This window comes from Pantoea sp. RIT413 (assembly GCF_003057675.2).
GTDB lineage: Bacteria > Pseudomonadota > Gammaproteobacteria > Enterobacterales > Enterobacteriaceae > Pantoea > Pantoea eucrina.
In genome coordinates this window covers 75234-88330 of sequence record NZ_QBJB02000006.1, presented here as the reverse complement: position 1 = coordinate 88330, position 13097 = coordinate 75234, and the positions used below count along the sequence as shown (strand labels likewise).

Sequence of the window (13097 nt, the reverse complement as noted above, 5' to 3'; positions counted from 1 at the left end):
CTATGACTCACTCATATCATATTGCGGTCATGCCTGGCGACGGAATCGGCCCGGAAGTGATGGCGCAGGCGATGAAAGTGCTCGACGCGGTTCGCACCCGCTTTGGCATGCGTATCACCACCAGCGAATATGATGTTGGCGGTATCGCCATCGATCGTCACGGTGAACCACTGCCGCCTGCGACCGTAGCCGGGGCTGAGCAGGCAGACGCGATTCTGTTTGGCTCCGTTGGCGGCCCGAAGTGGGAGCATCTGCCGCCGGCTGGCCAGCCGGAGCGCGGGGCGCTGCTGCCGCTGCGCAAGCATTTCAGACTGTTCAGCAATCTGCGCCCTGCCGCGCTCTATAAAGGTCTTGAAGCATTTTGCCCGCTGCGCAGCGATATCGCGGCGCGCGGTTTTGATATTCTCTGCGTACGTGAGCTCACCGGCGGCATCTACTTTGGCCAGCCAAAAGGACGCGAAGGCAGCGGTGCACACGAGCGGGCGTTTGATACCGAGGTTTACCACCGCTTTGAGATTGAGCGCATTGCACGTAACGCCTTTGAAGCCGCACGCAAGCGCCGGGGTCATGTCACCTCCATCGACAAAGCTAACGTGCTGCAGAGTTCGGTGATGTGGCGCGAAATCGTGAATGAAGTGGCAAAAGCGTATCCTGACGTGCAGCTGGCGCATATGTATATCGACAATGCCACCATGCAGCTGATCAAAGATCCGTCGCAGTTTGATGTCCTGCTCTGCTCCAACCTGTTTGGCGACATTCTCTCTGATGAGTGCGCCATGATCACCGGGTCGATGGGCATGCTGCCGTCAGCCAGCCTGAACGAAGAGGGTTTTGGCCTGTTTGAACCCGCTGGCGGCTCTGCGCCGGATATCGCCGGACAAAATATCGCTAACCCGATTGCCCAGATCCTGTCGCTGTCGATGCTGCTGCGCTTCAGCCTGAACGCCGCCGACGCGGCGAATGCTATCGAACAGGCGGTCAGCCAGGCGCTGGAAGCGGGCCATCGCACCCGCGATCTGGCGGGCGACGGCCCTGCTGTCAGTACGGATGAAATGGGTAGCCTCATCGCGGGCTTCATTGCCGGAGAAAAATAAAAATGAAAAGCTTATACCAGAAGTTATTTGACGCACATGTCGTTCACGAAGCGCCCGATGAAACGCCGCTGCTCTATATTGACCGTCACCTGATCCACGAAGTGACCTCCCCGCAGGCGTTCGACGGCCTGCGCGCGCACGGCCGTAAAGTGCGTCAGCCGGAAAAAACCTTTGCCACCATGGATCACAACGTTTCAACCCAGACGAAAGATATCAATGCGTCGGGTGAAATGGCGCGGATTCAGATGCAGGAACTGATGAAGAACTGCGATGAGTTCGGCATTCAGCTCTACGACCTGAACCATCCCTTCCAGGGCATCGTACACGTGATCGGGCCGGAACAGGGCATGACCCTGCCAGGTATGACCATCGTCTGCGGCGACTCACATACCGCCACGCACGGCGCCTTTGGTTCACTGGCGTTTGGTATCGGCACTTCGGAAGTTGAGCATGTGTTTGCCACTCAGACGCTGAAGCAGGGTCGGGCGAAAACCATGAAAATCAATGTGTCGGGCGCCGCTGCGCCGGGCATTACGGCGAAAGATATCGTGCTGGCGATCATCGGTAAAACCGGCAGCGCCGGCGGCACTGGCTATGTGGTGGAGTTCTGCGGCCCGGCGATTGAAGCGCTGAGCATGGAAGGCCGCATGACGCTGTGCAATATGGCGATTGAGATGGGCGCGAAAGCGGGTCTGGTGGCGCCGGATGACACCACGTTCGCCTACCTGAAAGATAAGCAGTTTGCGCCGAAAGGCGACGACTGGGAGCAGGCCGTGGCCTACTGGCGCACGCTGAAGTCAGATCCGGACGCAGCGTTTGATAGCGTGGTGACGCTGAACGCCGCCGATATTGCCCCGCAGGTCACCTGGGGCACCAATCCGGGTCAGGTGATGGCGGTGGATCAGGCGATACCCGATCCCGCCTCGTTTGCCGATCCGGTTGAGCGCGCCTCCGCTGAAAAAGCGCTGGCTTACATGAACCTGCAGCCGGGCGTGAAGCTGACCGACGTGGCTATCGATAAAGTCTTTATTGGCTCCTGCACTAACTCACGCATTGAGGATCTGCGCGCTGCCGCGGCAATTGCCAAAGGGCGTAAAGTGGCACCCGGCGTGGTCGCGATGGTCGTGCCGGGTTCCGGTCCGGTTAAAGCGCAGGCGGAAGCGGAAGGTCTGGATAAAATCTTTCTTGAGGCGGGTTTTGAGTGGCGTCTGCCGGGCTGCTCTATGTGTCTTGCCATGAACAACGATCGCCTGAATCCGGGCGAGCGCTGCGCCTCGACCAGCAACCGCAACTTTGAAGGCCGTCAGGGCCGTGGCGGCCGTACGCACCTGGTCAGCCCGGCGATGGCTGCCGCCGCAGCGGTCTCCGGCCGTTTTGCCGATATTCGTGAACTGACTCAGGGAGCTTAAGCGATGGCGACTAAATTTACGCAGCACACCGGTATTGTCGCGCCACTGGATGCGGCCAACGTGGATACCGATGCCATTATTCCAAAGCAGTTTCTGCAGAAGGTCACCCGCACCGGCTTCGGTGCCCACCTGTTTCACGACTGGCGTTTTGACGATGATGCCGGCACACAGCCTACCGCCAGCTTTGTGCTTAACAAGCCTGAGTTTGCCGGTGCCAGCATTCTGCTGGCGCGCGAGAACTTCGGCTGCGGCTCCTCCCGCGAGCACGCCCCCTGGGCGCTGACCGACTTCGGTTTCCATGTCGTCATTGCGCCGAGCTTTGCCGATATCTTTTACGGCAACAGCTTTAACAATCAGCTGCTGCCGGTGCGACTGAGCGAAGAGGATGTTGACGCACTGTTCCGGCTGGTTGACGCCAGTCCTGGCATGCGCTTTACGGTGGATCTGGAAGCGCAGACGGTCACGGCAGGCGATAAGATCTATACGTTTGAGATCGACAGCTTCCGCCGCCACTGTATGATTAACGGTCTGGACAGTATCGGCCTGACGCTGCAGCATGAAGAGTCGATCGCGCGCTACGAGCAGCAGCAGCCCGCTTTCCTGCGATAATGATTAAACGCCGCTACGTCAGGTAGCGGCACGCTTTACGCGTCGGCGATCTCCGTCGCCGGCTTCACATCGCGCACGCGCGCGACCAGCAGCAGCGCCAGCACGGACATGCCCAGCGCCACCTGATAAACCGATTCATGCCCGAAGCGCTCGCTCAGGATCCCCTGCAGCAGCCCGGCCACGATCAGCCCGGTGGAGATGGAGGTGGTAAACAGCGTTGTTGCCGCGCCCGCCCGGCCGGGCATCAGATCCTGAAACCAGAGCATGCCAATACCGGCGATAATGCCGATAAAAGCGGCGTTAAACAGCTGCAGCAGCATCAGCGCAGTTTTTGAGGTAAACAGCACCAGCCCGAGATAAAAGAGAATTGCCGCCACGCCCGCCGCCAGCATCAGCGCGCGCTTGCCGACGCGCTTCGCGTAAAAGCCCGCCAGCAGCATAATCGGGATCTCCAGGCCGGCGGCCGTTCCCATCAGCAGGCCCGCCAGCTTTTCCGGCAGCCCCAGCGTGTTGCTCATGTAGAGCGGCATATCAATAAAGTACATGGTGTTGCACGCCCACATGATTACTGAGGCGATAAACAGCAGCATCACCTGCGCATCTTTCCACGGGCTGACCTGCAGCAGCAGCTGCTCCGGCGTCGCCACCACGCGCGGTACCGACGGCAGGCCGCGCCAGATCAGCAACATACTCAGTAAAAACATGCCCGCCACCACGGCAAACAGCGTGACGAAACCGAAATTGAGCGCCAGCGCAAATGAGAGCGGCGGACCGATGACCCACGCCAGCGACAGCTGCGCCCGCATCACCGAACTGAACATCACCACTTCACGCGCTGATGCGTCCGCGTACTCCCGCGCCAGCGCAAATATCTGCGGCATTGCGACGCTGGCCAGCGCGGAGAGCAGCACGCCCAGGCTTATCAGCGTGGCGTAGTGACGGTTAAACGCAAACAGCAGCGCGTTCAGAATGGCCATCAGGCAGCAAAAGAGGATCAGGTGGCGCCGGTCGCCGCGCGTGTCGGAGCGCTTTGCTACCAGCATACTGATCACAATGCCGCCGAGTGCGTTAATGGTGAAAAAGAGCCCGACCCAGAAGGGGCGTACCTGCACTTCGCGGGTCAGAAACAGGCTGAGGGTCGGTGCCTGCAGCGCACCCGCAACGCCCGCCATAAAGGTGACAGCCATAAAAGCGAGATAGACCGGATCGGGGCGGCGCTGCCGCGTTAACAGCGACTTCATGCAGAAATCCCTTTGGAAAAAACAGAAAAGAGTAGCGAAAGAGCGTAGACGATTTCACACCGCTATGAAAAAAGCCAGCAGAGAAAAATCTGCTGGCGGTGTAATTGCACCCTACTCAGAAAAATGTGCCACACGGGCGACACAGCTGGTTGAGCGCCACCCGGATCGGGTACCTCCCGCTCTTCCATTGAGTGGCAGTATGCCTCTATTATAGGGCAATAAACACTGAGCGAAATCGTCACGGAGTTCCCCTTTTATGCCTTCGGCCCGTCTGCAGCAGCAATTTATTCGTCTCTGGCAGCAGTGTGAAGGTCAGGATCGGGCGACAACGCTTGATGCACTGGCCAGCACTCTGCACTGTTCGCGGCGCCATATGCGCAACCTGCTTCAGGCGATGCAGCGTGAAGGCTGGCTGACCTGGCAGGCTGAGGCGGGACGCGGAAAGCGTTCGCAGCTGCGCTTCCGCTGTACCGGTCTGGCGCTGCAGCAGCAGCGTGCAGAAGCGCTGCTGGAGCAGGACGGTATTGACCAGCTGGTTCAGCTGGTTGGCGACAAAGCGCAGGTGCGGCAGATGATTGCCGCCCACCTGGGCCGCAGCGTGCGTCAGGGAAAACATATTCTGCGCGTGCTTTACTACCGTCCGCTGCAGAACCTGCTGCCCGCCTCACCGCTGCGCCGCTCGGAAACGCATCTGGCCCGCCAGATCTTCAGCGGCCTGACGCGCATAAATGAGGAAAACGGGGAAATTGAACCCGATATTGCTCATCACTGGCAGCAACTCTCCGCGCAGCAGTGGCGCTTTTATCTGCGTCCGGCCATCCGCTTTCATCACGGGCGCGAGCTGGAGATGGCAGATATTCTTGATTCGCTGCAGCGCAGCGCCGCTCTGCCGCTGTTTGCGCATATCTCGCAGCTGCACTCGCCGGCGCCCTGGACGCTGGATATCACTCTGACCCAGCCTGACAGCTGGCTGCCATGGCTGCTGGGCAGCGTCAGCGCCATGATCCTGCCGCGCGAATGGCCGTCCCTGCCCGACTTTGCCCGTCAGCCTGCCGGCTGCGGCCCTTACAGCGTGGTACGCAATCAGCAGACGCAGCTGAAAATTGCCGCGTTTGATGACTACTTTGGTTACCGGGCGCTGATTGACGAAGTCTCAATCTGGGTGCTGCCGGAAGTCAGTGACGAGCTGGTCTACTCTGGCGTAAAACTGCAGGGCAGCGAGGCGGATGAGATAGCGGAAGAGAGCCGTCTGGAGGAGGGCTGCTACTTCCTGCTGTTTGACCAGCGCTCCGCCTGGGGACGCCATGCCCGGTTCCGCCGCTGGGTCAGCGATCTGCTTAATCCGGTTACCCTGCTGCATCATGCCGATCCCGGCTATCAGCGTTACTGGTTTCCTGCCTGGGGCCTGCTGCCGCGCTGGCACCATCGCCGCGATCTGCGGGCGGCGGACAAGCCGGAAGGTCTGACCCGGCTGACGTTAAGCTGGTACAGCGACCACGTCGAGCATGAAGGCATCGCCAGCGCGCTGCGTCCCCTGCTGGCGCAGCAGGGGGTGGAACTGATCACCCGGGTGGTGAGCTACGAAGCGTGGTTTGCCGGCGCCGGAGAGAGCGATATCTGGCTCGGCAGCGTTAACTTCACCCTGCCGCTGGAGTATGCGCTGTTTGCGCAGCTCTATGAGCTGCCGCTGATGCAGCACTGCATTCCGCTGGCGTGGCATGAGGATGCTGCGCGCTGGCGTGAGAAACGCCTGCCGCTGGCTGAGTGGGCGCGCCAGCTGGTAGATCAGGACTGGCTGCATCCGCTGTTTCACCACTGGCTGCTGCTGGAAGGCCAGCGCAGCATGCGTGGCGTACGGCTGAACACGCTGGGCTGGTTCGATTTTAAATCTGCCTGGTTTGCGCCGCCGGCGTTATGACGCTTTCACGCCGTGGCGGAAATGTCTACACTAAGCCGTTCTCAACGGGGTGCCTGCGTCGTCAGGCTGAGAGAAACCCGTCGAACCTGATCCGGTTAATACCGGCGTAGGGATTTGAGATGTGCCAGCCTCAGATCCTTTGCGACTCACTCATATCCTCTCCTTAAGGAGCGCAAAGTGTTAAAGAACGTTCTGCCTGTCCTGCTGCTGTTGTCCGCACCGGTATTCGCCGCCAGACCGCTACTGACCGTCTATACCTATGATTCGTTCGCTGCTGAATGGGGCCCTGGGCCGGCGGTAAAGAAAGCGTTTGAAGCGGAGTGCGGCTGCGAGCTGCGCTACGTGGCGCTGGAGGATGGCGTCTCGCTGCTCAACCGTCTGCGCATGGAAGGGAAAAACAGTAAAGCGGACGTTGTGCTGGGACTGGATAACAATCTCCTGCAGGCGGCGGAGAAAACCGGCCTGTTTGCTAAAAGTCAGGTCGATACCGCGGCGCTGCAGCTGCCTGAGCGCTGGCAGAACGACACCTTTGTTCCTTTCGATTACGGCTACTTCGCCTTTGTGTATGACAAAAACCGCCTGAAGAATCCGCCCGCAAGCCTGCAGGAGCTGGTTGAAAGCCCGGAGAAATGGCGCGTTATCTATGAAGATCCGCGTACCAGTACGCCAGGCCTTGGCCTGCTGCTCTGGATGCAAAAAGTGTTTGGCGATCGCAGCGACGCGGCATGGCAGAAGCTGGCGGCGAAAACCGTTACCGTCACTAAAGGATGGAGTGAAGCGTACGGCCTGTTTCTCAAGGGCGAAGGCGATCTGGTGCTGAGCTATACCACGTCGCCCGCTTACCACATTATTGAAGAGAAGAAAGAGAACTACGCTGCTGCCACCTTCAGTGAGGGGCACTACCTGCAGGTCGAAGTCGCCGCCCGGCTGGCCGGCAGTAAACAGCCAGCGCTGGCACAGCGTTTTATGCAGTTTATCGTCAGCCCCGCTTTCCAGCAGACGATCCCCACCGGCAACTGGATGTACCCGGTGATCAAAAGCGATTTGCCGGCTGGCTATCGGGCGCTGAACGTGCCGCAAAAAGCGCTGCAGTTTTCACCGGCAGAAGTGGCTGACCAGCGCGCCGCGTGGATCAGCGCCTGGCAGCGGGCTGTCAGCCGCTGATGCCCGGCTGGCTGATACCCGGCGCGCTGAGCGCGCTGCTGCTGTGCGCCGTGGCGCTGCTCGCTCTGGGGGCGCTGCTGACGGCGGCCCCGCTGCCGGACATGCGCAGCCTGCTCAGTGACAGCTATCTGCACCACGTGCTGGCGTTCTCATTTGAGCAGGCGCTTCTCTCGGCACTCTGCTCCGTGCTGCCGGCCGTGCTGCTGGCGCGCGCGCTCTATCGCCGCCGCTTTCCTGGCCGCGCGCTGCTGCTGCGTTTATGTGCGATGACGCTGGTGCTGCCGGTGCTGGTGGCGGTATTTGGCCTGCTGAGCGTCTACGGCCGCAGCGGCTGGCTGGCACAGCTCTGCACGCTGCTGGGTATTCCCTACCACTTCTCTCCCTATGGCCTGCAGGGTATTTTGCTGGCGCACGTCTTTTTTAACCTGCCGCTGGCCACGCGCATGCTGCTGCAGGCGCTGGAGAGCATTCCGCCGGAGCAGCGTCAGCTGGCGGCTCAGCTTGGGCTGCGCGGCTGGAATCTGTTCCGGCTGCTGGAGTGGCCCTGGCTGCGTCGCCAGATCCTGCCGACCGCGGCGCTGATCTTTATGCTCTGCTTTGCCAGCTTCGCCACGGTGCTGGCGCTGGGCGGCGGGCCACAAGCGACCACGCTGGAGCTGGCGATCTACCAGGCGCTGAGCTTTGATTACGATCCCGGCCGCGCCGCGCTGCTGGCACTGCTGCAGCTCAGCTGTTGTCTGCTGCTGGTGCTGCTCAGTCAGCGCTTCAGTAAAGCGATCCCTGCCGGCAGTCAGACGCTGCAGGGCTGGCGCGATCCGCAGGATAGCGGGTTTGCACGCGTCAGCGACACGCTGCTGATTGCTCTCGCGCTGCTGCTGCTGCTGCCTCCGCTGGCAGCGGTGGTGGCCGATGGCGTGCGCGGCGGTGTGGCCGGCGCACTGCAGCAGTCGGCGCTCTGGCAGGCCACGCTGACCTCGCTGCGCATCGCCCTTGGCGCGGGCGCACTCTGTGTGATCCTGACAATGATGCTGCTGTGGAGCAGCCGCGAGCTGCGTCAGCGCCAGCGTCGGGCGAGCGCACAGGCGCTGGAGCTGAGCGGCATGCTGATTCTGGCGATGCCGGGCATCGTGCTGGCCAGCGGCTTTTTCCTGCTGTTTACCGCTACCTCCGGGCTGCCGGCGCGTGCCGACGGGCTGGTGATCTTTACCAATGCGCTGATCGCCATTCCCTACGCCATGAAAGTGCTGGAAAACCCGATGCGCGATATCGCCGCACGCTATGCGCCGCTCTGCGCCTCGCTCGGTCTCTCCGGCCTCAATCGCCTGAAGCTGATTGAGCTGCGGCTGCTGAAGCGTCCGCTGGCGCAGGCGCTCGCCTTTGCCTGCGTACTCTCGATTGGCGACTTTGGCGCAGTGGCGCTATTTGGCAACGCCGATTTCCGCACCCTGCCCTGGTATCTTTATCAGCAGATCGGCGCCTATCGCGGTGCCGACGGTGCCGCGACCGCCCTGCTGCTGCTGCTGCTCTGCCTGTTACTTTTTACTCTGATGGAAAAACTGCCGGGACGCCATGCTGACACTCACTGATCTTACTTACCTTTATCAGCATCTGCCGATGCGTTTCAGCTTCAGCGCTCAGGCGGGTGAACGGCTGGCGATACTTGGCCCGAGCGGCGCCGGTAAAAGCACGCTGCTGAGCCTGATCGGCGGCTTTCTGCCGGTCAGCCACGGCACGCTGCTGATTAATGGCCGCGATCACACCCGCAGCGTACCGGCGTTGCGTCCGGTCTCGATGCTGTTTCAGGAGAACAATCTCTTTCCGCACCTTTCGGTACAGCAGAATCTGGCCCTGGGTCTGCATCCGGGCCTGAAGCTCACGCGCGACCAGCAGCAGCAGCTGAGGGAGATTGCACACCAGACCGGACTGCATGATTTACTGACGCGCTTGCCTGGCGAGCTCTCCGGCGGCCAGCGGCAGCGGGTGGCGCTGGCGCGCTGCCTGCTGCGCAACCAGCCGGTGCTGCTGCTGGATGAGCCTTTTTCGGCGCTCGACCCGGCGCTGCGCCGCGAAATGCTGCAGCTGGTGCGCACGGTGTGTGACGCACGCAATATCACGCTGCTGATGGTGTCGCACAGTCTGGAGGATGCGCAGCAGATTGCCGCACGCAGTCTGGTGATTGCTGATGGCCGGATCGAGTGGGATGGTGAGACGGCGGCGCTGCTTCGGGGTGAGAGCAGCAGCGCCGCGCGCCTGGGTATTACGCCAGCTTAAGCGAAGAAGACTTTCCAGAGCAGCTGCAGGAAAACAGGCATCATCGGATGAAACAGCAGCGCGATAAACGCGGCGCTGCCCGCTACGGCCATCAGCGGCGCCAGCCAGCGCAGGCGCGCTTTCGGCAGGTAGCGGGTTGCCCAGTCGCGCGTTTTGTCACTGCGCCACCAGCGCCAGAGCAGCCATCCGCCCAGCCAGAGCAGAATCGTTACCAGCAGCAGCAGCCATTTAAAGCTGTCGCCCTGCGCCTGCGGCACATCAATGGCCACACCGGCGAGGATCCCCGGCAGCAGATAGGCGGGCGGCCACAAAATACAGCCGATGATATTGGGCGGCAGAAACTTCCGCACCGGCAGCTCAAGCATGCCGGCCGCCAGCGGGATCAGCGGGCGTGTCGGGCCGACAAAGCGCCCCACCAGCACGGTAAACATGCTGTGCTGATGCAGCGCATGCTCGGTCTTATCCAGCAGGCTTTGATACTTTTTCAGATACTTCCAGCGGTGCAGCGGCCCCTGAAACTTCCAGCCGATACCGTAGGAGATCCAGTCGCCCAGCAGGCAGCCAATCAGCCCCGCCGCCCACGCCGGATAGAGGCCAATCTGACCGCTGCCCACCAGCGCCCCCAGGCTGGCCATCAGCACGGTGCCCGGCAGCAGCAGACCCACAAACGCCAGTGATTCAAGAAAGGTCACCAGAGCGACGGCGAACAGCGCGTACTCCAGCGATTGCGTAAACAGGTGTTGAATCCAGGCTTCCATAGCTATCCTCTGCGGAATATGAAGGCTGGATTGTCCTGAGCCTGCGTCAGGGCGTCAAGCTTTTCCCGCTGCGCTGCAGAGAGTTGCCGACACTGTATAAACATCCATGATATACTGCGCATAATTTCTACTCCGGAGTCACCGTGACAGAACCGCGCGCAGGCTATCTGCTGACCCGTCACTGGCGGGATACCCCTTCAGGCAGCGAGATCACGCTGTGGCTGGCAACCGATGCCGGGCCGCAGCGGCTGGTGCTGCCCGCGCAGGAGTCAGTGGCGTTTATTCCGGAAGCGTTCCGCCGTCAGACCGAAGCGCTCATCCGCGACGAAGCCCATACCCGTCTGCAGTCGCTGACGCTGAAGGATTTCCATTATCGTCCGGTGTTTGGCCTCTATTGCCGCAGCCATCGTCAGCTGCAGCAGCTGGAGAAACGTCTGCGTGAGAACGGCATCAGCGTTTATGAAGCTGATATCCGGCCACCCGAGCGCTATCTGATGGAGCGCTTTATTACCGCCCCGGTCTGGTTCAGCGGCGAGCCGCGCGGTGAGACTCTGATCAACGCCCGCCTGAAGCCGCATCCCGACTACCGGCCGCCTCTCCGCTGGGTGTCGCTGGATATTGAAACCACCGAACGCGGCGAGCTTTACTGTATCGGGCTGGAAGGCTGCGGTCAGCGTCAGGTGTATATGCTGGGCCCGCCCAACGGCGACGCCAGCGCGCTCAGCTTTGAGCTGATTTACGTTGAGAGCCGCCAGCAGCTGCTGGAGCAGCTTAACGCCTGGTTCGCGCGGCACGATCCCGATGTGGTCATTGGCTGGAACGTGGTGCAGTTCGACCTGCGGGTGCTGCAAAAGCATGCCGATCGCTACGGCATTCCGCTGCGCCTCGGCCGTCAGCAGCAGCCGCTGGAGTGGCGTGAACACGGCTTTAAGCCGGGCATCTTTACCGCCCAGCTCGCCGGCCGCGTCGTGATTGACGGCATTGAAGCGCTGAAGTCTGCCTACTGGGATTTTCCCTCTTTCAGTCTGGAATCCGTTGCGCGCGAGCTGCTGGGTGAAGGTAAAGCGATCAATAATCCGTGGCAGCGCATGGAGGAGATCAACTGGCGCTTTGCCCATGATAAACCCGCGCTCGCGACCTATAACCTGAAAGATTGCGAGCTGGTGACGCGCATTTTTCACCATACCGCCATCATGCCCTTTTTACTGGAGCGGGCCAGCGTTAACGGCCTGGCGCTGGATCGGCACGGCGGCTCGGTTGCGGCGTTCAGTCATCTCTATATTCCGCGTATGCATCGTGCGGGGTATGTAGCGCCCAATCAGGGCGACGTGGCGCCGGAGGCGAGTCCCGGCGGCTATGTGATGGACTCCCGTCCCGGCCTCTACGACTCCGTGCTGGTGCTGGATTACAAAAGCCTCTATCCCTCAATCATCCGTACTTTTCTGATTGATCCCGTCGGGCTGGTTGAGGGCCTGGCCCATCCGTCTGACGCAGATTCTGTGCCTGGCTTTCGCGAAGCGCGCTTCTCGCGCCACCTTCACTGTCTGCCTGACATCGTGGCGCAGATCTGGCAGGGGCGTGAAGCCGCAAAGCGCGACGGCAACGCCCCGCTCTCCCAGGCGCTGAAAATCATCATGAACGCCTTTTACGGCGTGCTGGGCACCAGCGCCTGTCGCTTCTTTGATTCACGCCTCGCCTCCTCCATCACGCTGCGCGGCCACGCCATTATGCAGCAGACGCGGGCGCTGATTGAGGCGGAAGGGTTTACGGTGATCTACGGTGACACCGACTCCACGTTTGTCTGGCTGCAGGGCAAATATAGCGAGGAGCAGGCAGCGGCCACCGGCCAGCGGCTGACGACGCTGATCAACCGCTGGTGGCAGCAGCATCTGCAGCAGACGCTCGGTCTGACAAGCGCGCTGGAACTGGAGTATGAGACGCACTTCAGCCGTTTTCTGATGCCCACCATTCGCAACGCCGAACAGGGCAGCAAAAAGCGCTATGCCGGGCTGACCGGCAGCGGCGCGCAGCAGCGGCTGGTGTTTAAAGGGCTGGAGTCGGTACGTACTGACTGGACGCCGCTGGCGCAGCAGTTTCAGCAGCAGCTCTATGGCCGTATTTTCCGCGGGGAGCCCTGGCAGGATTATATCCGTGAAACTGTCGCACAGCTGATGGCCGGCCAGCTTGACGATCTGCTGGTGTATAAAAAACGCCTGCGGCGACCGCTGTATGAGTATGAGCGCAACGTTCCGCCGCACGTGCGCGCGGCGCGTCTTGCCGATGAACATAACCGCAGGCTGCAGCGTCCGCTGCAGTACCAGAAAGGCGGTTCCATCCGCTATGTGATGGCGACCGCCGGGCCGGAGCCGCTGGAGGTGCGTACCACGCCACTCGACTACGATCACTACGTCAGCAAACAGCTGCAGCCGATAGCGGATGGCATTCTGCCGTTTGTCGGCGACGACTTTGCTACACTGATTACCGGGCAGCTGGGGCTTTTTTGACAGGTGACGAATGCCCTGCCATCCAGTACCATAGCGCCCTTCCTGTATTTCAGCATGCACAACCTGACCAGACATCTGTCTGGCGCTTTGTTATTGCCTGAGAGCAGGCGAACGTCTTTAAGTCATTCA

At 61.1% G+C, this 13097-nt stretch carries 10 protein-coding genes and 1 riboswitch; of the genes, 8 read left to right on the top strand and 2 right to left on the bottom strand.

Features of this window, described 5'->3' with window-relative positions; all coding sequences use genetic code 11:
- Nucleotides 1–2: 2 nt before the first annotated feature.
- From leuB to leuD, 3 genes are read left to right on the top strand one after another with little or no spacing between them, the layout of a single operon-like run.
- Nucleotides 3–1094, top strand: a complete 1092-nt coding sequence (leuB, locus tag DBY66_RS10160; protein WP_039382550.1) for a 3-isopropylmalate dehydrogenase — start codon at nt 3–5, stop codon at nt 1092–1094.
- A gap of 2 nt (nt 1095–1096) precedes the next feature.
- Nucleotides 1097–2503 carry a 3-isopropylmalate dehydratase large subunit gene (gene leuC / locus DBY66_RS10155; RefSeq protein ID WP_108569991.1) on the top strand — a complete coding sequence of 469 codons (1407 nt, stop codon included), beginning with the start codon at nt 1097–1099 and terminating at the stop codon, nt 2501–2503.
- Between the two features lie 3 nt (nt 2504–2506).
- Nucleotides 2507–3112 carry a 3-isopropylmalate dehydratase small subunit gene (gene leuD, locus DBY66_RS10150; protein ID WP_104085543.1) on the top strand — a complete coding sequence of 202 codons (606 nt, stop codon included), beginning with the start codon at nt 2507–2509 and terminating at the stop codon, nt 3110–3112.
- Nucleotides 3113–3147: 35 nt separating this feature from the next.
- On the opposite strand, the gene DBY66_RS10145 is transcribed toward leuD, so the two are convergent.
- Nucleotides 3148–4353: an MFS transporter gene (locus tag DBY66_RS10145; protein ID WP_108569990.1), complete on the bottom strand. Its 1206-nt coding sequence runs from the start codon at nt 4351–4353 to the stop codon at nt 3148–3150.
- A 256-nt stretch (nt 4354–4609) separates the two neighbouring features.
- On the opposite strand from DBY66_RS10145, the gene sgrR reads away from it, so the two are divergent.
- From sgrR to thiQ, 4 genes are all read left to right on the top strand, one after another.
- The gene (sgrR, locus tag DBY66_RS10140; RefSeq protein WP_108569989.1) at nt 4610–6271 is read left to right on the top strand and encodes an HTH-type transcriptional regulator SgrR; all 1662 of its coding nucleotides are present in this window, start codon (nt 4610–4612) and stop codon (nt 6269–6271) included.
- Between the two features lie 35 nt (nt 6272–6306).
- Nucleotides 6307–6402, top strand: a riboswitch (TPP riboswitch).
- Nucleotides 6403–6448: 46 nt separating this feature from the next.
- Nucleotides 6449–7435 carry a thiamine ABC transporter substrate binding subunit gene (thiB, locus tag DBY66_RS10135; RefSeq protein WP_039382540.1) on the top strand — a complete coding sequence of 329 codons (987 nt, stop codon included), beginning with the start codon at nt 6449–6451 and terminating at the stop codon, nt 7433–7435.
- Nucleotides 7411–9021 carry a thiamine/thiamine pyrophosphate ABC transporter permease ThiP gene (gene thiP / locus DBY66_RS10130; RefSeq protein ID WP_108570012.1) on the top strand — a complete coding sequence of 537 codons (1611 nt, stop codon included), beginning with the start codon at nt 7411–7413 and terminating at the stop codon, nt 9019–9021. The genes thiB and thiP overlap by 25 nt, the downstream gene beginning before the upstream one ends.
- A complete protein-coding gene (thiQ, locus tag DBY66_RS10125; RefSeq protein WP_039382537.1) occupies nt 9005–9706 on the top strand; it encodes a thiamine ABC transporter ATP-binding protein ThiQ in 702 nt (233 codons plus the stop codon). Before thiP ends, thiQ begins: the two co-directional genes overlap by 17 nt.
- Here the strand turns inward: thiQ and DBY66_RS10120 are convergent.
- Nucleotides 9703–10464 carry a DedA family protein gene (locus DBY66_RS10120; protein WP_039382534.1) on the bottom strand — a complete coding sequence of 254 codons (762 nt, stop codon included), beginning with the start codon at nt 10462–10464 and terminating at the stop codon, nt 9703–9705. The genes thiQ and DBY66_RS10120 overlap by 4 nt on opposite strands.
- 143 nt (nt 10465–10607) lie before the next feature.
- Between DBY66_RS10120 and polB the strand changes: the two genes are divergently transcribed.
- Nucleotides 10608–12968, top strand: coding sequence for a DNA polymerase II (polB, locus tag DBY66_RS10115; RefSeq protein WP_108569988.1), 2361 nt, complete (start codon nt 10608–10610; stop codon nt 12966–12968).
- Nucleotides 12969–13097 lie beyond the last annotated feature (129 nt).

Coding starts and splice junctions, on each gene's coding strand:
- leuB (WP_039382550.1), top strand. CDS start 3: ATGACTCACTCATATCATATTGCGGTCATGCCTGGCGACGGAATCGGC.
- leuC (WP_108569991.1), top strand. CDS start 1,097: ATGAAAAGCTTATACCAGAAGTTATTTGACGCACATGTCGTTCACGAA.
- sgrR (WP_108569989.1), top strand. CDS start 4,610: ATGCCTTCGGCCCGTCTGCAGCAGCAATTTATTCGTCTCTGGCAGCAG.
- DBY66_RS10145 (WP_108569990.1), bottom strand. CDS start 4,353: ATGAAGTCGCTGTTAACGCGGCAGCGCCGCCCCGATCCGGTCTATCTC.
- DBY66_RS10120 (WP_039382534.1), bottom strand. CDS start 10,464: ATGGAAGCCTGGATTCAACACCTGTTTACGCAATCGCTGGAGTACGCG.
- leuD (WP_104085543.1), top strand. CDS start 2,507: ATGGCGACTAAATTTACGCAGCACACCGGTATTGTCGCGCCACTGGAT.
- thiQ (WP_039382537.1), top strand. CDS start 9,005: ATGCTGACACTCACTGATCTTACTTACCTTTATCAGCATCTGCCGATG.